The sequence below is a fragment of the Nocardioides sp. LMS-CY genome (genome assembly GCF_018732145.1).
Lineage (GTDB): Bacteria > Actinomycetota > Actinomycetes > Propionibacteriales > Nocardioidaceae > Nocardioides > Nocardioides soli.
Genome location: NZ_CP076104.1, coordinates 5309630 through 5329942 on the forward strand (window position 1 = coordinate 5309630; position 20313 = coordinate 5329942).

The window sequence follows — 20313 nt, forward strand, 5'->3', positions numbered from 1 at the left end:
ACCCCCTACAGCTGCCGGCCCTGGTCGTAGGCCAGCAGCGCCACCCCGAGGGAGAGCCGGGAGGCGGGGTCGTCGAGGGGGTGGCCGACCAGCTCCTCGAGTCGGCGCAGGGCCGGGTAGAGCGAGGTGCGGTTGCGGTGGGCGACGCGGGCCAGCTCGGCCTTGTTGCCGCCGACCGCGAGGAACTGGCGCAGCAGGTCGACCAGGCCGCCGCCGTGCCGGGCCTCGTGCTCGAGCAGCGTGCCCAGCTCGGCCTCGGCGAACTCCTGGAGCCGGGCGTCCTCCCGCAGCGACATCAGCAGGCCCGACAGCCGGATGTCGGCCTGCCGGGCGCAGCCGGCGACGGCGGGCAGCGTGGCGGCGACGTCGGCGACCACGCGGGCCGAGCGCAGCGAGGCGGCGGCGGCCAGCACCCGGTCGACGCCCTGGCCGGCCGCGAGCACCGCGTCGGGCTCGAGCACGCGCAGCTCGCGAGCCAGCCGGTCGAGCACGTCCTCCTCGGTGAGCAGCACGCCGACGTGCCCGCCGTCGAGCACGCCCACCAGCCCGGTCGCGCCGGCCGCGGTGAGCGCCTGGTGCACCTGCTCGCTCAGCCGCACCATCCGCCGCTGGGCGGCACCGACGTCGGTGGGCAGCTCCTCGCGCGGCCGCGCCACGGCGCCGACGTACCCCGACCCGCCGGCCCGGTCCGGCACCCCGAGCGCGCGCAGCCGCGCGGCGGCCGCGACCTCCGAGCCGAGCCGCTCGTCGAGCAGGTCGAGCAGGAAGCCACCGTGCACGCGCAGCTGGATCGCGGTGTCGTCGCGCTCGATCATCCGGCCCAGCTCGAGTGCCTGCGCGGCCCGCTCCAGCACCAGCCGGGCGCGACCGTCGTCGCGGGTCGCGCGCGGCCCGGGCAGTACCAGCCGGCCCCAGGCCCCGCCCTGGATCCCGACCGGGGTCGTCAGCCAGCGCTCGGGGCCGCCGGACCCCGTCACCCGCAGGTACGGCGTGAGCCGGGAGCGCCGCTCCCAGTCGGTGAGCAGCCGGTCGACCGGCTCGGCGCGGGCGGCCGCGACCAGAACCCGCCGCGACAGGTCCTCGAGCACCACCGACCCGCCGGCCAGGTCCGCCGCCGCCTCCACGAGCCCGGCCATCGGCGCCCTCGCCAGGCCGAGCTCGGTGAAGGTCTGGTGCACGTCGAAGGCGCTGCGCAGCTCGTCGAACTGCTCGGCGACGATCGCGCGGTGCACGCTCTCGGTCACCTCGACGAAGCGCACCTTCCGGTTCAGCACGACCACCGGCAGCGCGGCGGCGCGAGCCCGGCGCAGCGCGAGGTCGGGCACCGACGGGTAGGCGGGGCCCAGCTCGATCACCAGCCCCGCCGCACCGACGGCCACGAGCTGGTCGACGAAGTCCGCCGCGGCCGCGGCCGAGGCGGCCATGCCGAGGCCCGTGGTCAGCACCAGCTCGTCGCCGACCAGCACCGCGGCGACGTCGCGGACCTCGGAGACGTGCACCCAGCGCAGCCGGCGGTCCAGGGACGCCTCGCCGCTGAGCACGACCGGATCGCCGGCGGCGAGCGCGTCGAGGGCGAGCGCGTCGCGAACGGTGACCGGCATGCGACGTACTGTCGCATGGATGGAGGATCTCACGACAGTACGACCCTGGTCCGCGGCGGCGACAGGGCCCACGATGAGCGGCATGACGACGCTCATCCCGCACTGGATCGACGGCAAGGCACACCCCGGCAGCGACGAGAGCCGCACCGGCGATGTCACGAACCCCGCCACCGGCCGCGTGACCGGCCGGGTCGCGTTCGCCGGACCGGAGGAGATCGAGGCGGCGGTCGCCTCGGCCCGGAAGGCCGGCCTCGACTGGGCGCAGCGATCGGTGAGCGCCCGGACCCAGGTGGTCTTCCGGTTCCGCGAGCTGCTGAACTCCCGCAAGGAGGAGCTGGCCGCGATCATCACCGCCGAGCACGGCAAGGTGCGCTCCGACGCGCTGGGCGAGGTGTCGCGGGGCCAGGAGGTCGTCGAGTTCGCGTGCGGGATCCCGCACCTGCTCAAGGGCGGCAACTCCCCGCAGGTCTCCACCGGCGTGGACGTGAAGAGCATCCGCCAGCCGCTCGGCGTGGTCGGCATCATCAGCCCGTTCAACTTCCCCGCGATGGTCCCGATGTGGTTCTTCCCGATCGCGATCGCGGCCGGCAACGCCGTCGTCCTCAAGCCCAGCGAGAAGGACCCCTCGGCCTCGATCTGGATGGCCGAGCTGTGGCGGGAGGCCGGCCTGCCGGACGGCGTCTTCACCGTGCTCCAGGGCGACAAGGTCGCCGTCGACGGCCTGCTCGACCACCCCGACGTCGCGGCGATCAGCTTCGTGGGGTCCACGCCGATCGCGGAGTACGTCTACGAGCGCGCCAGCCGGACCGGCAAGCGGGTGCAGGCCCTCGGCGGCGCGAAGAACCACATGGTCGTGCTGCCCGACGCCGACCTCGACCTGGCCGCCGACGCCGCGGTCAGCGCCGGCTACGGCTCGGCCGGCGAGCGGTGCATGGCGATCAGCGTCGTCGTCGCGGTCGGCGACATCGGCGACCGGCTGGTGGAGAAGATCGCCGAGCGCACCGGCACCCTCGAGATCGGCGACGGCGCCCAGGCCCAGCCCGATTTCGAGGCGGACATGGGCCCGCTCGTGACCCGCACCCATCGCGACAAGGTCGCGTCGTACGTCGAGGGCGGCGAGGCCGAGGGCGCGACCCTGGTCGTCGACGGGCGCGCAGTCGACGCGAAGGGCGAGGCGGACGGTTTCTGGCTCGGCCCCACCCTCTTCGACCACGTCACCCCGTCGATGAGCGTCTACACCGACGAGATCTTCGGCCCGGTGCTCTCGGTGGTCCGCGCGGACACCTACCAGGAGGCGCTGGACCTGGTGAACGCCAACCGGTACGGCAACGGCACCGCGATCTTCACCGGCAACGGCGGCGCGGCGCGCGCGTTCGAGCACGACGTGCAGGTCGGCATGGTCGGCGTCAACGTGCCGATCCCGGTGCCGATGGCCTACTACTCCTTCGGTGGCTGGAAGGCCTCGCTCTTCGGCGACACCCACGCCCACGGCACCGAGGGCGTGCACTTCTTCACCCGTGGCAAGGTCGTCACCACCCGCTGGCCCGACCCGGGCACCGCGGGCGGGCTGGAGCTGGCGTTCCCGAAGAACCACTGAAACTCCTCCCACGACGAGAGAAGAGGACCATGAGCACCGCCTACGACCTGGACCGCAAGCACGTCTTCCACTCCTGGTCCGCGCAGGCCGAGATCACCCCGATGGTGATCACCGCTGCGCGCGGGTCCTACGTGTGGGACGACGAGGACCGTCGCTACCTGGACTTCTCCAGCCAGCTGGTCTTCACCAACATCGGCCACCAGCACCCGCGCGTGGTGGCGGCGATCAAGGAGCAGGCCGACCGGCTGTGCACGATCGCGCCGCAGCACGCCAACGAGCAGCGCGCCCAGGCGGCCGAGCTGATCGCCGGACTGGCGCCCGACGGCTTCGAGAAGGTGTTCTTCACCAACGGCGGCGCCGACGCCAACGAGCACGCGATCCGGATGGCCCGGCTGCACACCGGGCGGTTCAAGGTGCTGTCGACGTACCGCTCCTACCACGGCGGCACCCAGACCGCGATCAACGTGACCGGCGACCCGCGCCGCTGGGCCAACGACACCGCGACCGACGGGGTCGTGCACTTCTTCGGCCCGTTCCGCTACCGCTCGGAGTTCCACGCGAGCACCGAGCAGGAGGAGTGCGACCGCGCACTCGCGCACCTGCGCCGCACGATCGAGGCCGAGGGACCCGACACGATCGCCACGATCATCCTGGAGACCATCCCGGGCACCGCGGGCATCTTCGCGCCGCCGCCGGGTTACCTCGCCGGCGTCCGCGAGCTGTGCGACCGGCACGGCATCGTGATGATCCTCGACGAGGTGATGGCCGGGTTCGGCCGCGCCGGCTCCTGGCTTGCGCTCGACCTGTACGACGTCGTCCCGGACCTGATCACCTTCGCCAAGGGCGTGAACTCCGGCTACGTCCCGCTCGGCGGCGTGATCATCAGCGACCCGATCGCGGCGACCTTCGGCCACCGGCCCTACCCCGGCGGCCTCACCTACTCGGGGCACCCGCTCGCCTGCGCGGCCGCCGTCGCGACCATCCAGACGATGCGTGACGAGGGCATCGTCGAGAACGCCGACCGGCTCGGCCGCGAGATCCTCGGCCCCGGCCTGGCGGCGATCGCCGAACGGCACGCGTGCGTGGGCGACGTGCGCGGCGTCGGCGCCTTCTGGGCGCTCGACCTGGTGACCGACCGCGCGACCAAGGCGATGCTGCCGCCGGCCGCGCTCAACGAGGTGGTGGCGGCGTGCAAGTCAGCGGGCCTGCTGCCCTTCGCCAACACCAACCGGATCCACGTGGTGCCGCCGTGCACGATGAGCGACGACGAGGCCCGCGAGGGGCTCGCGATCCTCGACGAGGCGCTCAAGGCCGGCGACCAGCATGTCGGGGCCTAGCCCGACCGCCTACGAGCGGAACGCACCCGCGAGCGCTGCCGTCGACGCAGCGCTCGCGGGCTCGCGACAGGCGGTCTTCTGGCTCGAGGACGCGCCGGGTACGACGTACGCACCCCTGACCGGCGCCACCACCGCCGACCTGGCCGTGGTCGGCGGCGGCTACTGCGGACTCTGGACCGCCGTGCTCGCCAAGCGCCGCAACCCCGGCGCCCGGGTGGTGGTGCTCGAGGCCGCGACCGTGGGCTGGGCCGCGTCGGGCCGCAACGGCGGCTTCTGCGAGGCGAGCCTCACCCACGGCGAGGAGAACGGCCGCGGCCGCTGGCCCGACGAGTACGACGAGATCGAGCGGCTCGGCCGGGAGAACCTCGACGCCCTCGAGGCCGACGTCCGCGAGCTCGGCATCGACTGCCAGCTCGAGCGCACCGGGTCGCTCACGGTCGCGGTGGAGCCGCACCAGCTCGCATGGCTGCGCGACGAGCCGGGCTTCCTGGACGCCGACGCGGTCCGAGCCGAGATCGACAGCCCGCTCTTCCTCGGCGGTGACTGGGAGCGCGACACCTGCGCGCTGGTGCACCCTGCGCGCCTGGCTCGCGAGCTGGCGCGAGTGGCGAGCGACCTGGGCGTGGAGATCCACGAGCGGACCCGGGTGACCGGACTCGACACGCCGACTCGCGGACCCGTCGTCGTGCACACCACCGGCGGTGCGGTCACCGCCGACCGGGTCGCGCTCGCGACCAACGTGTTCCCGTCGCTGCTGCGCCGCACCCGGCTGATGACGGTGCCGGTCTACGACTACGTGCTGATGACCGAGCCACTGTCGGACTCGCAGCTGGCGTCGATCGGCTGGGCCAACCGGCAGGGGCTGGGCGACCTGGCGAACCAGTTCCACTACGCCCGGCTCACCGCCGACAACCGGATCCTGTGGGGCGGGTACGACGCGATCTACCACGCCGGTCGTCGGGTGCGCGCGGCGTACGAGGAGCGGCCGGAGACGTTCCGGCGCCTGGCCGCGCACTTCCTCGCGGCCTTCCCGCAGTTGGAGGGCGTGGCGTTCACGCACCGCTGGGCGGGGGCGATCGACACCTCGACCCAGTTCGTGGCGTTCCACGGGCTGGCGGCGGGGGGCCGGATCGCCTACGCCGCCGGCTTCACCGGCCTGGGCGTGGGCGCCACCCGGTTCGCCGCCGAGGTGATGCTGGACCGGCTCTCCGGGCTGTCCACGCCGCGGACCCGGTTGGCGATGGTGCGCCGCAAGCCGCTGCCGTTCCCGCCCGAGCCGCTCGCGGCGATCGGCATCAACGCCACCCGCTGGTCGCTGGACCGCGCCGACCACCGCGAGGGCCGGCGCAACCTGTGGCTGCGCTCGCTCGACGCGATGGGACTGGGGTTCGACTCATGAGTGACCGCGTGCTCTCGACCGACGCCGCCGGGACGTCATACGGACAGTGTGTCCCCTTCCTCCGTCCGTATGACGTCCCGCGGGTGCTCAGGTCCGGGTGGCGGTGAGCAGCAGGTACTCCCACTCCATCCGGCCGTCGGCCAGCGCCGCGTCGCCCAGGGCGGCGAGGGCGGCGTCGAGCTCGGCGACCCGCTCCGGCGCGTCGGCCAGCGTGCGGTAGACCATGATCGTCGGGCCGTAGGTGGCCTTGAAGAAGTCGCGGAACTCCGCACCCGTCGCGAAGCGGGTCACCGGCAGCCGCTCGCGGACCGCCTCGACGCCGGAGACCCGGTCGCCGAGCAGGTCGCGCACGTGCGGCTCCGCGCCCCACAGCGGCGGCGGCTGCGCACCCGGCGGCGGAGCGGGGGCATACGGCTTCATGGTCGCGAACATCTGCCCGATGAAGCCCTCCGGCGTCCAGCTGACCAGCCCGATCCGGCCGCCGGGGCGGACGACGCGGACCAGCTCGTCGGCGGCGTCCTGGTGGCGCGGCGCGAACATCACGCCGACGCAGGAGATCGCGGCGTCGAACTCGCCGTCGTCGTAGGGCAGCGCCTGGGCGTCGTCGGCTCGCCAGTCGAGCTCGAGTCCCTGCGCCTCGGCGGCCCGCTGCCCGACGTCGAGCAGCGCCTGGGTGACGTCGGAGGCCACCACGTCGGCACCGGTGCCGGCCGCGGGCAGCGCGGCGTTGCCGGTGCCGGCCGCGACGTCGATGACGTGCTGGCCCGCGCCGATCCCGGCGGCCTCGACCAGGCGCCGGCCGAGCGGCGCGATCACCTCGGTGGCCACGGCGTGGTAGTCGCCGAGAGCCCAGAGCGGAGTGGGGGTCTGGGTCGTGTTGGTGGTGTTGGTGGTGGTGTCAGTAGTCATGCCAGAGAGCGTCCGCCCCGAGCCGCCCCGGCCTCTAGTGCCGAGTCTGTATCGGCCCCGGTTCACGATCTGTACTGGTGCCCGGCGCCCTTCCGGGCGTCTACTGGTGGAGGCGCGGAGCGCCGGGGGAGGTGCCGGATGGCGACGTACGGCCAGTTCTGTCCGATGGCCAAGGCGATGGAGGTGCTCGACGAGCGGTGGACGCTGCTGGTCGTGCGCGAGCTGCTGGCGGGCAGCACCCACTTCAACGAGCTGCGCCGCGGCAACCCCAAGATGTCGCCCGCGCTGCTGTCCAAGCGGCTGCGCACGCTCGAGCGCGCGGGCGTGATCCAGCGCGACGTCGTCGGCGGCCGCACCAGCTACCGCCTCACCGAGTGCGGCGAGGAGCTGCGGCCGGTGGTCGAGGCGCTGGGCGCCTGGGGGATCCGCTGGATCGGCACGCTCGGCGAGGACGACCTCGACCCGCACCTGCTGCTCTGGGACATCCGCCGCACCGTGCCGCTCGACGCGTGGCCACGCCGCCGCACCGTGGTGCGCTTCGACTTCACCGACCAGCCCGCGCGCACCGCCTCGTGGTGGCTGTGCGTCAACGGCGAGGACGCCGACGTCTGCGACTTCGATCCCGGCTTCGACGTGACCGCGACCGTCACCACGACCCTGGGCACGATGGTCCGGCTGTGGCGGGTCGACCGCACCTGGGACGACGCGATGCGCACCGGCGACGTGCGGATCGAGGCGCCCTCCGACGTACGCCGTGCGGTCCCGTCGTGGCTCGGCCAGATGGCGACCGCCGCGGTGCCGCACCCGCTGCGCGAGCCGGCCTAGGGAAAAGTCGGTGCCGAACCCCCGCCCCGGTCGGGCAGGATCGGCGCATGCCCCAGGACCTGAGTGCCGTCGACTGGCCGGTGCGCACCGAGCGCCTCTCGATCCGCCCCGCCACCGTCGACGACCTCGACCCGACCTGGGCCTACCGCCGCCTCCCCGAGGTCGGCGAGTGGCTGCACCGGCTGGTGCGCGACCGGGACGAGTACGCCGGGCTGTTCGCCGAGCCCGACCGGTTCGCCGCGACGCTCGTGGTCGAGCGCGACGGCGCCGTGGTCGGCGACCTGATGCTGCGCATCGAGTCGCCCTGGGCGCAGGAGGAGGTCGCCGACCGGGCCCGGGGCCGGCAGGCCGAGCTGGGCTGGGTAATCGCGCCCGAGCACGCGGGGCAGGGCTACGCGACCGAGGCGGCCGCCGCCCTGCTGCGGATCTGCTTCGAGCCGCTCGGGCTGCACCGGGTCACCGCGCTCTGCTTCGCCGACAACGTCGCCTCGTGGCGGATCATGGAGCGGCTCGGCATGCGCCGCGAGGCGCACAACGTGCGCGAGTCCCTGCACCGCACCCGGGGCTGGCTGGACGGCTACGGCTACGCGCTGCTCGCGGAGGAGTGGCGGGACCGGCAGGTCGGCTGAGCCTCGATGCCGGGCCTGTCAGGCGGTGGCCCGGCGGGTGAAGGTGAGGTGGGTGACGCCGCTGGGAGCGGAGACCGCCTCGATGTCGTAGCCGTCCTCGAGCGCCTCCAGGCCGTCCCAGATCCGGACGCCGCGGCCGAGCACGATCGGCACCTGCACCAGGTGCATGAGGTCGACCAGCCCGGCGGCGACGAAGTCGCGGACCACGGTGGCGCCGCCGCCGATCCGGACGTCCTGACCGTCGGCGGCCTCGCGGGCCACCGCGAGCGCCTCGGCCGGGGTCGCGTCGAGGAAGTGGAAGGTGGTGCCGCCCGCCATCTCGAGCGGCGGCCGCGGGCGATGGGTGAGCACGTACGTCGGCGTGTGGAACGGCGGGTTCGGCCCCCACCACCCGCGCCACTCCGGGTCGTCGTGCCAGCCGGGCGGGCCGAACTTGTGGGAGCCCATGATCTCGGCGCCGATGCCCTGGCTGTGGCGCTGCGCGAAGGCGTCGTCGACGCCGGCGCTCCCGCCGGCGTCCCAGAACCGGGTGCCGAACATCCACCCGTGCAGGCGCTCGCCGGCATGTCCGAACGGCGCCTCGAGCGACTGCGGCTCGCCGGTGGCGAAGCCGTCCAGCGAGATGGACAGGTTGTGGACCCGGGTCAGTGACATCCGCGCGCTCCTCGACTCGTGACTGCGCCGTGCAGTCTCCTCCGGAGGAACTGACCGGCGCGGCCGCGGACTCTCATCGGTGGCCGGTCAGTGCGCGGTCGACCGGACGGCGCTGCGGACCTGCGCCACGAACTCCCTGGGGTCGTCGACCAGGAACGTCAGGGCCGTGACCGCCAGCGGCTCGCCGGACACCGGGACGGTCATCGGCTCGGTGAGCACGAGGTGCACGTTGGCGCGGCCGCTGACGCCGATCTGGAGGTCGATGCCGCCCTCGCCGTCGACCCCTGCGGGGCATGGCTGGAAGGTCCGGACGGACGAGGGCAGGTCGCGGTCGACCGTCGTCACCCGGGCGATCCGCTCCCACGGCACCCGGACGTCGGCCCGCTTGCCGTGCCGCACCCGCAGGCCGTCGTCGTCGACCAGGTGCGGGTAGACGCGGTAGCTCGCGAGCAGCCCGACCATCCAGAGCAGGCCCCAGACGCCGACGGCGAGGAGCACCAGCCGGACCGCGAGCCAGGGCGTGATCACGTGCACCACCACGACCTCCACCGCGGACCCGAAGATCCACAGCCAGATCACCGGGGTGACCAGGCGGGCGTAGCCCCACGGCGTCGCGCCCGCCGGCACCGCGGGCCGACGGAGCAGCCATCGGCCCAGCGCGACGTACAGGTTGATCTCGAAGCGGACGCCGACGACGATCCAGCCCCACAGGCGCGTCATCCGATCCCCTCCTCGACGAGCCTGGCCCGGAGTCGGTCGACGACCCGGCCGAGGGTGCGCCCGAAGGCGGCGAGCTCGCGGTCGGGGAGGCCGCCGAAGAGCACCTCGTGCATCTCCGCGTAGCCCTCGGTCATCGACCGCAGCAGGTCGGCGCCGGGCTCGGTCAGGTCGACGAGGGTCGCCCTGCGGTCGGTCGGATGCGCGCGGCGTACGACGTGGCCGGAGGCGACCAGCCCGTCGACGAGGCCGGTGATGTTGCGTGGCGTCACCCGCAGCGCGTCGGCCAGCGCCCGCTGGGTCGTCGGACCGTCCTGGAGCACCCACAGCAGGTGCGCCCGCGCCTCGGTGAGCCCGTCGCGGGCGAACGAGTGCGCCATGTCCCGCTGGAGCAGGGACACCATCTCCATGACCTGGTCGACGGGGGTGGTCTCGGGCATATCGTGAATATACTGCACTATCCAGTGAATTCACGAATTGCGCACCGGCGTCCCGCCACGAGGTCCGGGAGCCGATGGTCAGCCCGGGCCGTCGGGATGGCTGAGGTCGTAGGCGCGGGAGAGCTTCTGGGGCACGACCATCCGCCAGGCGTCGACGACGAGCTCGCGGGCCTCGGCCCGGTCCAGCGCGGCGAGATCGGCGTGCACCCAGTTGAAGCGCAGGTCCGACTCCGACGGCAGCTGGAACTTGTGGGGCTCGCTCGCGACGAGCGCGGCCCGCTCCTCCTTGGGGAAGGCGAAGCCCATCACCCGCTCGTCGAGGGAGAAGGCCACGTAGACCAGCTGCTGGACGCGGAACTTCAGCCTGCCGCGCACGTACACCTCGTACGAGCGCTCCAGCTCCGCGCCCAGCGGCCGGACGTCCTCGAGCACCGCCATCGCCGTCCACTCCTCGCGCATCGTCTACCCGAGGGTCGACCGCGGCGGCGGCCCCGATTCATCGGTCGGGGCCACCCCGGGCTACACCGGACGTCGGCGTCAGCCGAGCGCCCGCACGATGTCCTCGACCCGGTCCTTGGCGTCACCGAAGAGCATCTGGCTGTTGTCGCGGAAGAAGAGCGGGTTCTGCACGCCGGCGTACCCCGCCGCCATCGACCGCTTGAAGACGACCACGTCGTGCGCGTTCCACACCTCGAGGACTGGCATGCCGGCGATCGGCGAGGCCGGGTCCTCGGCGGCCGACGGGTTGACGGTGTCGTTCGCGCCGATCACGAGCACGACGTCGGTGTCGCCGAAGTCGCCGTTGATCTCGTCCATCTCGAGCACGATGTCGTAGGGCACCTTGGCCTCCGCCAGGAGCACGTTCATGTGCCCGGGCAGCCGGCCCGCGACCGGGTGGATGCCGAACCGGACGTCGACCCCCTTGGCCCGCAGCTTCGCGGTCAGATCGGCGACCGGGTACTGGGCCTGGGCGACCGCCATGCCGTAGCCCGGCGTGATCACGACCGACGACGCGCGCTCGAGCAGCTCCGCGACGCCCGCGGCCTGGATCTCCCGGTGCTCGCCGTAGTCCTTGGCGTCGCCCGGGCCCGCCTCGAGGCCGAAGCCACCGGCGATCACGGAGATGAAGGAGCGGTTCATCGCCGCGCACATGATGTAGGACAGGTAGGCACCCGAGGAGCCGACGAGCGCGCCCACGATGATGAGCAGGTTGTTGTTGAGCAGGAAGCCGGACGCCGCGGCCGCCCAGCCGGAGTAGCTGTTCAGCATCGAGACGACGACCGGCATGTCGCCGCCGCCGATCGAGGCGACCAGGTGCCAGCCGAGGGCGAGCGCGAGGATCGTGACGACCACCAGCAGCCACAGCTGCGGGTCGACGACGAACCACACGGTGAGGGCCAGGAAGAGAACCAGGCACCCGATGTTGATGAGGTTCTTGCCCGGGAGCATGAGCGGGGCGGACTTCATCCGCGCCGACAGCTTGAGGTTGGCGACGATCGAGCCGGTGAAGGTCACGCCGCCGATGAAGATGCCGATGAAGACCTCGGCGCTGTGGATGCCGAGCAGGCCGGCCGCCTCCAGCACGACGGCGTCGACGCCGTCCGGGTGGTGCTCGATGTGCAGGTAGCCGTTCCAGCCGACCAGCACCGCGGCGAGGCCGACGAAGCTGTGCAGGAGCGCGATCAGCTCCGGCATGCCGGTCATCTCGACCGTCCGGGCGAGCTGGAGGCCGATGACCGCGCCCAGGGCGACCGCCACGAGGAGCAGGACGAGTCCGACCGACTCGATGTCGGTGTCGATGGCCAGGGCGACCGTGGCCACCAGCGCGATGGCCATGCCCAGGATCCCGAAGTAGTTGCCGAGCTTGGCCGACTCGTGCCGCGACAGGCCCGCGAGGGCCAGCACGAAGAGGAGGGCGGCGACCAGGTAGGCCGCCACCGAGGCAGAGTAGATGTCCACGGGTCAGCTCCTGGAGAACATGCCGAGCATGCGACGGGTGACGGCGAAGCCGCCGAAGACGTTGATGCTGGCGAGAAGGATCGCGACGAACGAGATGACGGTCACGGCCGTGTCACCCCTGCCGATCTGCAGGAGGGCGCCGACCACGATGATCCCGGAGATCGCGTTGGTGACCGACATCAGCGGGGTGTGCAGCGCGTGGTGCACGTGCCCGATCACGTAGTAGCCGATCACGATCGCGAGCGCGAAGACGGTGAGGTTCAGCTGGAGCTGGGCCGGCGCCAGTCCGACGAGGACGAACAGCACCGCGGCCAGCCCACCGACGATGGTCAGCGCCTTGCTCGTGGTCATCGGGGTCCGCTGCTTCGCGGCCGCCACCGGTGCGGCGGCCGGCGCGGCGGGCGCGGCCGAGACCTGGACCGGCGGCGGCGGCCACATCGACTCGCCATCGCGCACCACCGTGACGCCCCGCTGCACGACGTCGTCGAGGTCGAGCGCGAGCGCGCCGTCCTTGGCCGGCGTCAGCAGCTTGAGCAGGTTGACGATGTTGGTGCCGTAGAGCTGCGAGGTCTGCGCGGGCAGCCGGCCCGCCAGGTCGGTGTAGCCGAGGATCGTGACGCCACCCGAGGTCACGATCCGATCCCCGGGCTGCGTCCCCTCCGCGTTGCCGCCGTTGGCGGCCGCCATGTCGACGATCACCGACCCGTTCCGCATCCCGGCGATCGTCTCGGCGCTGAGCAGCTTCGGCGCCGGTCGGCCCGGGATCAGCGCGGTGGTGATCACGATGTCGGCGGCGCGGGCCTCCGCGTCGTACATCTCCGCGGTGGCGGCCTCCTGCTCGGCGGTCATCTCCTTGGCGTAGCCGTCGGAGCTGACCTCGCTCTCGAAGTCGACCTTGACGAACTGGGCGCCCATCGACTCGACCTGCTCGGCGACCTCCGGGCGGACGTCGAAGGCGCGCACGACCGCGCCCATCGCCGAGGCCGCGCCGATGGCGGCGAGGCCGGCCACGCCGGCGCCCACCACGAACACCCGGGCCGGCGGGATCTTGCCGGCCGCGGTGACCTGGCCGGTGAACATCCGGCCGAACTCGTGTGCGGCCTCGACCACCGCGCGGTAGCCCGCGACGTTCGCCATCGACGAGAGCACGTCCATGGACTGGGCCCGCGAGATCCGGGGCACGGCGTCCATCGCCAGGGCGGTCACGCCGGCCGTCTGCAGCGCGGCCAGCAGCTCGGGGCTGCGCGCGGGCGCCATCATCGAGATGACCGTCGCGCCCCGGCGCAGCCGGGCGATCTCGCCGTCGGTGGGAGCGTTGACCTTGGCGACGACGTCGGCCGCCCAGACCTCCTCCGGCGACCCGATCCGGGCCCCGGCCTCGACGAACGCCTGGTCGGGTTGGTCCGCGGACGCACCCGCGCCGGACTCGATGATGACGTCGTAGCCGAGCTCGACAAGCTGGGCCGTCGTCTTCGCGGTCGCCGCGACGAGTGTCTCGCCCGGTCTTGACTCACGGGGAATGCCGATGAGCACCGAATGCTCTCCTTACTGCTTCCTGGGCTTCTTCCTGGACTGCTTCCTGGGTGTGGACATGCAACGCTGCGCCGGCCGGCTCCGAGGTGCTGAAGCGGGCCGGCGTCAGGGGTTCGGGTCTGTCGCCGCCAAGCGGGCCACCTGATCGTAGGTGGTGCGCCCGCGCCCGAGCGGCCGGGCACGCTCCGCGGTCACCGACGTCAGCGCACGCTGGGCCGCGCTCTCGGGGTCGGCCTCCGCCGCGGTGAGCGCCGCCATGCCGAGGAGTCTGGCGGTTGTCGGGGGCGCGCCGGGACCCGTCTCGAAATCACGGGTGCGCCATCTCGCCGAGCGCCGACAGGCCCGGCAGGCGCTCGAGCGCCTGCCTCGTGTGCGGGCCGACGCCGATGTAGACGGCCATCCGGAGGGACTCGAGGTCGTCGACGTCGCACCGGGCGCCGACGAGCTCGCCTCCGACGGGGCGGGCCCCGGCCGACCGGTGGCGCGCCGCGGAGCGCGCGCCGAAGGCGGGCACCAGGTCCCCCCGCCGGCTGGTGAGCATCGTGGTGCCGCCATCACTGAGATCCTCGACGTAGGTGGGCCGGTGCTCCCGACGTCCGAGGGTCAACGCCTCCTCGAGCTCGTGAGCGGTCACGGACGGCAGGTCCGGCATCAGGATCGTGGTGGGTCGCCCGCCGGGCAGGCGCTCGGCCAGCACCTGCGCGAGCTCGCCGTTGAGGCCCCTCGCGTCGCCCGGGACCACGACGCTGGCACCGCCCTCCCGGACCACGTCGGTGACCTGCTGGTCGCGGGTGACGACCACCAGGTCACCGACCAACCGGCACTCGGCGGCGGCTCGCAGGGTGTCGAGCAGGAACGCCAGTGCCAGGCTTCGTCGTCCCGCGTCGGTGAGCTCGAGGCGGGACTTCGCGGTGTCGAGGCTCTTGACGGGCAGGAGCACCTGGAACTCCCCCCGGCCCGGCGACGAGGAGCTCACCCGACCCTCCGGGTGAGTGGACGCCGCCGGAGCGGGTCAGGGAAGGCCGACGATGCGGATACCTGCATGGGTCTTGTTCCTGATGTTGATGCCGATCAGCAGGGGCGTGAGGCTCTCCACCAGCCGGCTCATCTCGAGGCGTCCGGCGTCCACGACCCGGAGCCCCGTGACCGACCCGATCAGGTCGCGAACGACCTGCTTGTCGTCCTTGGAGTCTCCGCAGATCAGCGTGTCCTGATCCAGGTCCTGGTCGAGCGCCTCCAGCGACGCCGCGCTCAGCGTGTGGAGCCCGGAGACGACCCCGACGCCGGGCGGCACCGCCGCGGCGGCCTGCTCCCCCGCCGACCCGCTCCACAGGCCGACCAGCTGGGTCGGCCGCCCGCCGACGGCCGGCGCCAGGGGGACGGTGGCGTCGAGGAGGATCTTCCCCGCCTCCAGGTCCTCGGCCACGGCCTTGATCGTGCTGACCTGGCTCGTCAGCGGCACCGAGAGGATCACCAGCCGGTCGGCCGCGCGGGCCGCGTCGCCGTTGGCGCAGCCTCGGACGTCGGCCTCGGGCAGGAGGGCGCGCAGCCGGTCCGCCGCGCCCTCGGCCCGGCCAGCGTCCCGGGACCCGATGACGACCGCATGGCCCGCGGCCGCGAGCCGGACGGCGATGCCGAACCCGAGCGCTCCGGTGCCTCCGAGGACGGCGATCGACTCACTCATCGGAGGAGCCCGGGATCGCGACGATCGCGTCGATCTCGACGCGGGCGCCCTTCGGGAGCGCGGCGACGCCGACGGTGGTCCGGGCCGGGACGTGGCCCGGGAACCCGGCCGCGTAGGCGTCGTTGATCTCGGCGAACCCGTCGAGCCGGGTCGTGTAGATCGTCATCCGCAGCGCGTGCTCCAGCGAGGTGCCCGCGCTCGCACAGACGGCCTGGAGGTTCGCGAGCGACCGCCGGGTCTCCGCGGCGAGGTCGGCGTCGTCGAGGACGCCGGACGCCGGGTCGAGGGGCAGGGACCCGGAGCAGTAGAGGACGTCGCCGTGCCGGACGGCGTGGACGTACGGTCCCACGGCCTCGGGGGCGGCGTCGCTGACGACGGGGGTGATCGTGCTCATCGCGGTGGTGGTGCCTTTCGTTCTCAGTCGGTGAAGGCCGGCATGACCTCGGTGGCGAAGCGGCGCATCTGGGCGCGCAGCTGCTCCACGTTGTCGGCGGCGAAGTAGATGCCGGCGAGGTGGGTCGCCCCCGCCTCCTCGAACTCCTTGACCTTCGCGATCACGTCGTCCGGGTTGCCGATGCAGTTGTTGGTCACGTAGGTGTCGACGCTCACGCCCTTGAGCGTCGACTGCTGGAGGGTGACCAGGTGGTGGAAGAGCTGGGAGCGGCGGTAGGTGTCCTCGGCCTCCTCGGTCGTGTCGGCGATGCAGACCATGACCTGCGGGGCGATGGCGAACTCCTGGTCTGCCCGGCCCTCCTCCGCGGCGTACGCCCGCAGCTTCTCCCTGCCCGCTCCGACGGCGGCGGGGCTCAGCCCGGCGGGCAGCCAGCCCTGGCCGTAGCGGGCGGCCCGGCGGATGGACGCGTCGGCGTTCCCGGCGGGGTAGATCGGAAGCACGTCCTGGACCGGCTTCGGGTACATCTCGATGTCGTCGAACGAGACGTACTCACCGGCGTAGCTCGCGCGCCGCTCGCGGAAGAGCAGCTGGACGGCCTCGATCGACTCGTTGAGCAGCCGCCCCCGGTGCGCGTGCGCCAGGTGCGGCTGGGACGCGACGAACTCCTCGCGGTAGGCGCCGCTGCCGGCGCCGACCATGACCCGGCCGCCGGAGAGCTGGTCGAGCGTCGCGAGCTGCTTGGCGAGGAGCACCGGCTGCCGCATCGGCATCACCAGGATGCCGGTCATCAGGCGGAGCGTCGACGTCCGCGCGGCGATGTAGCCGTAGGTCACCAGCGGCTCAAAGAAGTCCGGCGGGACCGGGTAGGACTCCCGGACGTACTGCTGGGTGGTGATGTGGTCGTTGCCGGCGACCTCGAAGTAGCCGAGCTGCTCGGCCTCGACGGCGATGTCGACCACGTCGGCAGCGCTGGCGAACGGGGTCGGGTACATCATTCCTGCGGTGGCTGTGGGCAGGCCTACGCCAAACCTCATCGTTGCTCCTGGGGTTGTTCCGGACTCAGGCGGGGTGTGCTGGGACGGGGAAGGCCGCGTCCCGGGCACGGGCGATCGCGGCGATCGTCTGGTCGACGTCGTGGTCGGTGGTCGGCACCGGGTTGACCAGGATCTGGTCGGCGACCTCGCCGATGTCCCGGAGCCGGGCGACGACCTCGTCGAAGGTGCCGGCGACGGCGAAGTGGTCGACCAGGCCGTCGGGGATGTGCGGCGCGGCCCACCCGATGGCCTCGTATCGCCGGGTGGCGACGAGCTCCACGACCTCAGCCGGCAGTTCGACGCCGGTCGGCTCGACGTAGTCGAGGTTCGGGTAGCTCGACCAGATCGGCATCGCGACCATGTACCTGACGGCGTCGCGGGCGACCACCGGGTCGTGGGAGATCGCGACGTCGACGCGCGCCACGATCGGCGGGCGAACGCCGTCGGTGCGGGCCTCGACCCCGGCCGCGACCGCGGCGGCGGCGCCGCCCAGGGTGAGGCTCGAGGCGAACGGCGCGGTGATCACCCCGTCGGCGACCCGCCCGGCCGCCTGGAGCACCTTCTCCCCTCGGCCGGCGAGGAAGATCGGCAGCGGGACCGCCGGGAAGTTGAGCCGTCCGGCCGTGAAGCTCAGCACCTTGCCCTCGACGTTCACCTCCTCGCCGCTCAGCAGCCCGCGGATGATCGCGACGGCCTCGGTCAGCGCGGCGACCGGGGCGCGCCGGGTGACCCCCATCGGGGGGAACCCGGAGCCTCCGGCGCCCATGCCGATGGTCACCCGTCCGGGCGCCTGCTCGTGCAGGGTGCCCATCGCCATCGCGATCAGGGCGGGGTGCCGGGCGTAGGGCTCGGTCACGCAGGTGGCGATCCCGATCCGCTCGGTCCGGGCCGCGACGGCCGTCAGGGTGACGAACGGGTCGCGGTAGAACTTCTCGTCCGCCACCCAGACCGAGTCGAGCCCGGACCGCTCGACGTGCACGGCCCGCTCGACGAGGTCGCTGACCGGCAGGTCCGGGATGATCAGCACCCCGACCTGTGGTCGCCCCGACGCGGCTGCCGTCACGCCTCGGCCCCCATGTAGGCGCGCGCGATGTCGTCCCTGGTCATCTCGCTCGCGGGGCCGCCGTTGACGACCCGACCGGAGTCCAGGACGTACACGTAGTCGACGAACGCCGTCGTCAGCTCCGCGTTCTGCTCCACGAGGAGCACCGAGACGTCGGACGACGCGACCAGGTTGTGCAGGGCGTCGAAGATCTCACCGAGGACCAGCGGGGCCAGGCCGAGGGAGGGCTCGTCGAGCACGAGCAGGCGGGGCCGGGCCATCAGCGCGCGGCCGATGGCGACCATCTGCTGCTGCCCGCCGGACAGCGATCCGGCCGCCTGGTTGCCGCGCTCGCGCAGGATCGGGAACATCTCCAGGACCCGCTCGAGGTCGGCGGCCGCCTGCGTCCGACCCTGCCGCGAGGACAGGTGCGTGTGCGCCCCCAGGCGGAGGTTCTTGTGCACACTGAGGTTGGGGAAGAGCTCCCGCGCCGCCGGCACCAGCGAGATCCCCCGGCGGACCAGGTCCGGCGTCGGCCGGCCCGTGACGTCCTCCTCGTCGAAGACGACGGTGCCGCCGGCCAGGGGAACGATCCCGCAGACGCCGTGCAGGAGGCTGGTCTTGCCGGCCCCGTTGGGGCCCACGATCCCGACGGTCTGGTGGGCCGGGACCTCGATGGAGACGTTCTCGATCGCCTTCAGTCCGTCGTAGGCGACCGACACGTCATGACAGCGCAGCATCGCTCTTCACCTCTTCGTCGGGACCGGCATCGGTCGTGGTGGCGTGGCCGAGGTAGGCGTCCATGACCCCCTGGTCGCGAAGCCCTTCGGCGACGGTCCCGGTGTAGAGGAGCTCGCCGAAGTTGAGCACCACGAGCGCCTCGGACGTGTCCTGGACGAACCGCATGTTGTGCTCGACCACGAGGACGGCGTACCCGTCCGCGCCGAGCGAGCGCACCAGCCCGGCGAGCTCGTGCCGGTCCCCGGCGGTGAGTCCGGAGGCGACCTCGTCGAGGAGGATGACCTTGGGTCGCATCGCGAGGGCGCGGGCGACCTCGAGGAGACGCTCCTGACCGAGTGGCAGGGTGCTCGCTTCCCGGTCGGCGAGGTGTCCGATGCCGACCCGGTCGAGCAGCTCGAGGGCCTCGCGCCGGACCGCCTTCTCGGCGTGCCGGACGCCCGGACCGCCGAGGAGCGCGCGTCCGAACCCGTAGCCGCTGTCGGCCTGGAGCGCGACGACGACGTTCTCGAGGACGGTCAGGCTCTTGAAGACCTGCGAGATCTGGAAGGTGCGGGCGATGTCGGTGCGGCGCTCCGCGGCCTGGTTCGTGATGGTCTCGCCGTTGACGAGCACGTTGCCGGACGTCGGGCGCAGCACGCCCGAGATCACGTTGATCGCCGTGGTCTTGCCGGCTCCGTTCGGCCCGATGAGCGACGTGACCACGCCGTGGTCCAGGCGCAGGGAGACGTCGGAGAGGGCGCGGAGCCCACCGAACTGCATGGTGACCCCGCGCAGCTCCACCGCCGCCGTCGTGGTGGTGGTCATCGGCCGACCTCCTGCTTCGGGAGCGGTCCGGCGGCGACCGGCGCGGCGGTGCCGTCGCCCGCGCCGGGCCCACCCCCGCTGTCGGTGCCACCTCTCAGGCGCCGGAACACCGCCTTGGCGGTGCCGGTGATGCCGCCCCGGGCGAACATGAAGACGAGGATCAGGAGCAGCCCGTAGACGAGCTCGGAGTACTCCTGGTAGGAGCGCAGGTACTCACGCATCACGAAGATGGCGATGGTGCCGACCACGGCGCCCCAGAGGTCCTTCATGCCGCCGACGACGACCATGATCACCACGAGCAGGGACAGCTCGAGGTTGAACGTGTCGGAGCTGATGAAGGAGAAGTAGTGCGCGTACATCGCGCCGGCCACGCCCGCCAGTCCCGCGGCGAAGCAGAAGGCCAGCGTCTTGACCCGGTCGACGCGGACGCCCACGGAGCGGGACGCCACCTCGCTGTCGGCCAGCGCGTGGAACATCCGCCCGTACCGCGACCTCGCGAGGTTGCTGGCGATCACGAAGGCGAGCACGGCCACGGCGAGGGCCAGCCAGTAGAAGTTCCGCGGCTCGAGGAAGTCGATGCCCGGCGCGGACGGAGCGGGGATCCCCGAGAGTCCGACCGGGCCGCCCGTGACGTCGAGCTGCTGGACCAGGATGAAGACCATCTGGCCGAACGCGAGCGTGGCCATGGCGAGCGAGAGCCCCTTGAGCCGGAGCACCGGACGGGCGATGACGTAGCCGATCACGACCGCGGCCACGCAGCCCACCAGCATCGCCAGCCACACGTTCCAGCCGCGCTGGAGCGTGAGCAGGGCTGAGACGTAGGCGCCGATCGCGAAAAATCCGCCCTGGCCGAAGGAGACCAGGTTCGCCTTGCCGAACAGGACGTTGAGGCCGATCACCATCGGCATGTAGATCAGTGCGAGGGTCAGCAGGTTCAGCCAGAACAGGTCCACCACCAACGGCGCGACCAGTGCGACTGCGACGACGAGACCGACGCTGGCTTTGCGCAGCATG

The 20313-nt window shown here is 72.6% G+C and carries 22 protein-coding genes; 5 read left to right on the plus strand and 17 right to left on the minus strand.

Annotation, left to right across the window (positions count from 1 at the left end; all coding sequences use genetic code 11):
- Positions 1-5 precede the first annotated feature (5 nt).
- Positions 6-1601: a PucR family transcriptional regulator gene (locus KM427_RS24955; protein ID WP_215525724.1), complete on the minus strand. Its 1596-nt coding sequence runs from the start codon at positions 1599-1601 to the stop codon at positions 6-8.
- Between the two features lie 82 nt (positions 1602-1683).
- On the opposite strand from KM427_RS24955, the gene KM427_RS24960 reads away from it, so the two are divergent.
- From KM427_RS24960 to KM427_RS24970, 3 genes are read left to right on the plus strand one after another with little or no spacing between them, the layout of a single operon-like run.
- On the plus strand, positions 1684-3198 hold the full coding sequence (locus KM427_RS24960; protein WP_183595375.1) for a CoA-acylating methylmalonate-semialdehyde dehydrogenase: 1515 nt from the start codon (positions 1684-1686) through the stop codon (positions 3196-3198).
- Positions 3199-3227: 29 nt separating this feature from the next.
- A complete protein-coding gene (locus tag KM427_RS24965; protein ID WP_215525725.1) occupies positions 3228-4535 on the plus strand; it encodes an aspartate aminotransferase family protein in 1308 nt (435 codons plus the stop codon).
- Positions 4522-5934, plus strand: coding sequence for an NAD(P)/FAD-dependent oxidoreductase (locus tag KM427_RS24970; protein WP_215525726.1), 1413 nt, complete (start codon positions 4522-4524; stop codon positions 5932-5934). Before KM427_RS24965 ends, KM427_RS24970 begins: the two co-directional genes overlap by 14 nt.
- A gap of 87 nt (positions 5935-6021) precedes the next feature.
- Here the strand turns inward: KM427_RS24970 and KM427_RS24975 are convergent, their stop codons facing one another.
- Entirely contained in the window at positions 6022-6843 is an 822-nt protein-coding gene (locus KM427_RS24975; protein ID WP_215525727.1) for a class I SAM-dependent methyltransferase, read from the minus strand.
- Between the two features lie 138 nt (positions 6844-6981).
- Here KM427_RS24975 and KM427_RS24980 point away from each other — a divergent pair, with 138 nt between their 5' ends.
- Both KM427_RS24980 and KM427_RS24985 read left to right on the plus strand, forming a co-directional pair.
- Entirely contained in the window at positions 6982-7668 is a 687-nt protein-coding gene (locus tag KM427_RS24980; protein WP_215525728.1) for a winged helix-turn-helix transcriptional regulator, read from the plus strand.
- 47 nt (positions 7669-7715) lie between these two features.
- Positions 7716-8297 carry a GNAT family N-acetyltransferase gene (locus tag KM427_RS24985; RefSeq protein WP_215525729.1) on the plus strand — a complete coding sequence of 194 codons (582 nt, stop codon included), beginning with the start codon at positions 7716-7718 and terminating at the stop codon, positions 8295-8297.
- Between the two features lie 18 nt (positions 8298-8315).
- On the opposite strand, the gene KM427_RS24990 is transcribed toward KM427_RS24985, so the two are convergent.
- From KM427_RS24990 to KM427_RS25060, 15 genes are all read right to left on the minus strand, one after another.
- A complete protein-coding gene (locus KM427_RS24990) occupies positions 8316-8951 on the minus strand; it encodes a dihydrofolate reductase family protein (RefSeq protein ID WP_215525730.1) in 636 nt (211 codons plus the stop codon).
- A gap of 87 nt (positions 8952-9038) precedes the next feature.
- The gene (locus KM427_RS24995; protein ID WP_215525731.1) at positions 9039-9671 is read right to left on the minus strand and encodes a hypothetical protein; all 633 of its coding nucleotides are present in this window, start codon (positions 9669-9671) and stop codon (positions 9039-9041) included.
- A complete protein-coding gene (locus tag KM427_RS25000; RefSeq protein WP_215525732.1) occupies positions 9668-10108 on the minus strand; it encodes a MarR family winged helix-turn-helix transcriptional regulator in 441 nt (146 codons plus the stop codon). Before KM427_RS25000 ends, KM427_RS24995 begins: the two co-directional genes overlap by 4 nt.
- Positions 10109-10186: 78 nt before the next feature.
- Complete coding sequence (locus KM427_RS25005) at positions 10187-10567, minus strand: MmcQ/YjbR family DNA-binding protein (RefSeq protein WP_246391565.1); 381 nt, start codon at positions 10565-10567, stop codon at positions 10187-10189.
- Between the two features lie 78 nt (positions 10568-10645).
- Positions 10646-12067 carry a Re/Si-specific NAD(P)(+) transhydrogenase subunit beta gene (pntB, locus tag KM427_RS25010; protein WP_183595340.1) on the minus strand — a complete coding sequence of 474 codons (1422 nt, stop codon included), beginning with the start codon at positions 12065-12067 and terminating at the stop codon, positions 10646-10648.
- A gap of 3 nt (positions 12068-12070) precedes the next feature.
- A complete protein-coding gene (locus KM427_RS25015) occupies positions 12071-13600 on the minus strand; it encodes a Re/Si-specific NAD(P)(+) transhydrogenase subunit alpha (protein WP_183595339.1) in 1530 nt (509 codons plus the stop codon).
- A 105-nt stretch (positions 13601-13705) separates the two neighbouring features.
- Positions 13706-13858 (minus strand): hypothetical protein, encoded by a 153-nt coding sequence (locus KM427_RS25020; protein ID WP_215525733.1) that lies wholly within the window; start codon positions 13856-13858, stop codon positions 13706-13708.
- Between the two features lie 49 nt (positions 13859-13907).
- Positions 13908-14576 (minus strand): 2-phospho-L-lactate guanylyltransferase, encoded by a 669-nt coding sequence (gene cofC, locus KM427_RS25025; protein ID WP_183595337.1) that lies wholly within the window; start codon positions 14574-14576, stop codon positions 13908-13910.
- A 36-nt stretch (positions 14577-14612) separates the two neighbouring features.
- Positions 14613-15284 carry an NADPH-dependent F420 reductase gene (gene npdG / locus KM427_RS25030; RefSeq protein WP_215525734.1) on the minus strand — a complete coding sequence of 224 codons (672 nt, stop codon included), beginning with the start codon at positions 15282-15284 and terminating at the stop codon, positions 14613-14615.
- Entirely contained in the window at positions 15277-15678 is a 402-nt protein-coding gene (locus KM427_RS25035) for a RidA family protein (RefSeq protein ID WP_183595335.1), read from the minus strand. The genes npdG and KM427_RS25035 overlap by 8 nt, the downstream gene beginning before the upstream one ends.
- A gap of 23 nt (positions 15679-15701) precedes the next feature.
- Complete coding sequence (locus KM427_RS25040) at positions 15702-16673, minus strand: LLM class flavin-dependent oxidoreductase (protein ID WP_183595334.1); 972 nt, start codon at positions 16671-16673, stop codon at positions 15702-15704.
- A gap of 64 nt (positions 16674-16737) precedes the next feature.
- Positions 16738-17775, minus strand: a complete 1038-nt coding sequence (locus KM427_RS25045; protein ID WP_215525735.1) for an LLM class flavin-dependent oxidoreductase — start codon at positions 17773-17775, stop codon at positions 16738-16740.
- Complete coding sequence (locus KM427_RS25050) at positions 17772-18494, minus strand: ABC transporter ATP-binding protein (protein WP_183595332.1); 723 nt, start codon at positions 18492-18494, stop codon at positions 17772-17774. Before KM427_RS25050 ends, KM427_RS25045 begins: the two co-directional genes overlap by 4 nt.
- Complete coding sequence (locus KM427_RS25055; RefSeq protein WP_215525736.1) at positions 18478-19299, minus strand: ABC transporter ATP-binding protein; 822 nt, start codon at positions 19297-19299, stop codon at positions 18478-18480. The genes KM427_RS25050 and KM427_RS25055 overlap by 17 nt, the downstream gene beginning before the upstream one ends.
- The gene (locus KM427_RS25060) at positions 19296-20312 is read right to left on the minus strand and encodes a branched-chain amino acid ABC transporter permease (protein WP_215525737.1); all 1017 of its coding nucleotides are present in this window, start codon (positions 20310-20312) and stop codon (positions 19296-19298) included. The genes KM427_RS25055 and KM427_RS25060 overlap by 4 nt, the downstream gene beginning before the upstream one ends.
- Position 20313: the final 1 nt, after the last annotated feature.

What these genes read in the sequence shown, in the direction of transcription:
- KM427_RS24955 (WP_215525724.1), bottom strand. Translation starts at nt 1,601, where the DNA reads ATGCCGGTCACCGTTCGCGACGCGCTCGCCCTCGACGCGCTCGCCGCC.
- KM427_RS24960 (WP_183595375.1), top strand. Translation starts at nt 1,684, where the DNA reads ATGACGACGCTCATCCCGCACTGGATCGACGGCAAGGCACACCCCGGC.
- KM427_RS24965 (WP_215525725.1), top strand. Translation starts at nt 3,228, where the DNA reads ATGAGCACCGCCTACGACCTGGACCGCAAGCACGTCTTCCACTCCTGG.
- KM427_RS24970 (WP_215525726.1), top strand. Translation starts at nt 4,522, where the DNA reads ATGTCGGGGCCTAGCCCGACCGCCTACGAGCGGAACGCACCCGCGAGC.
- KM427_RS24975 (WP_215525727.1), bottom strand. Translation starts at nt 6,843, where the DNA reads ATGACTACTGACACCACCACCAACACCACCAACACGACCCAGACCCCC.
- KM427_RS24980 (WP_215525728.1), top strand. Translation starts at nt 6,982, where the DNA reads ATGGCGACGTACGGCCAGTTCTGTCCGATGGCCAAGGCGATGGAGGTG.
- KM427_RS24985 (WP_215525729.1), top strand. Translation starts at nt 7,716, where the DNA reads ATGCCCCAGGACCTGAGTGCCGTCGACTGGCCGGTGCGCACCGAGCGC.
- KM427_RS24990 (WP_215525730.1), bottom strand. Translation starts at nt 8,951, where the DNA reads ATGTCACTGACCCGGGTCCACAACCTGTCCATCTCGCTGGACGGCTTC.
- KM427_RS24995 (WP_215525731.1), bottom strand. Translation starts at nt 9,671, where the DNA reads ATGACGCGCCTGTGGGGCTGGATCGTCGTCGGCGTCCGCTTCGAGATC.
- KM427_RS25000 (WP_215525732.1), bottom strand. Translation starts at nt 10,108, where the DNA reads ATGCCCGAGACCACCCCCGTCGACCAGGTCATGGAGATGGTGTCCCTG.
- KM427_RS25005 (WP_246391565.1), bottom strand. Translation starts at nt 10,567, where the DNA reads ATGCGCGAGGAGTGGACGGCGATGGCGGTGCTCGAGGACGTCCGGCCG.
- KM427_RS25020 (WP_215525733.1), bottom strand. Translation starts at nt 13,858, where the DNA reads ATGGCGGCGCTCACCGCGGCGGAGGCCGACCCCGAGAGCGCGGCCCAG.
- npdG (WP_215525734.1), bottom strand. Translation starts at nt 15,284, where the DNA reads ATGAGTGAGTCGATCGCCGTCCTCGGAGGCACCGGAGCGCTCGGGTTC.
- KM427_RS25035 (WP_183595335.1), bottom strand. Translation starts at nt 15,678, where the DNA reads ATGAGCACGATCACCCCCGTCGTCAGCGACGCCGCCCCCGAGGCCGTG.
- KM427_RS25040 (WP_183595334.1), bottom strand. Translation starts at nt 16,673, where the DNA reads ATGATGTACCCGACCCCGTTCGCCAGCGCTGCCGACGTGGTCGACATC.
- KM427_RS25050 (WP_183595332.1), bottom strand. Translation starts at nt 18,494, where the DNA reads ATGCTGCGCTGTCATGACGTGTCGGTCGCCTACGACGGACTGAAGGCG.
- KM427_RS25055 (WP_215525736.1), bottom strand. Translation starts at nt 19,299, where the DNA reads ATGACCACCACCACGACGGCGGCGGTGGAGCTGCGCGGGGTCACCATG.
- KM427_RS25060 (WP_215525737.1), bottom strand. Translation starts at nt 20,312, where the DNA reads ATGCTGCGCAAAGCCAGCGTCGGTCTCGTCGTCGCAGTCGCACTGGTC.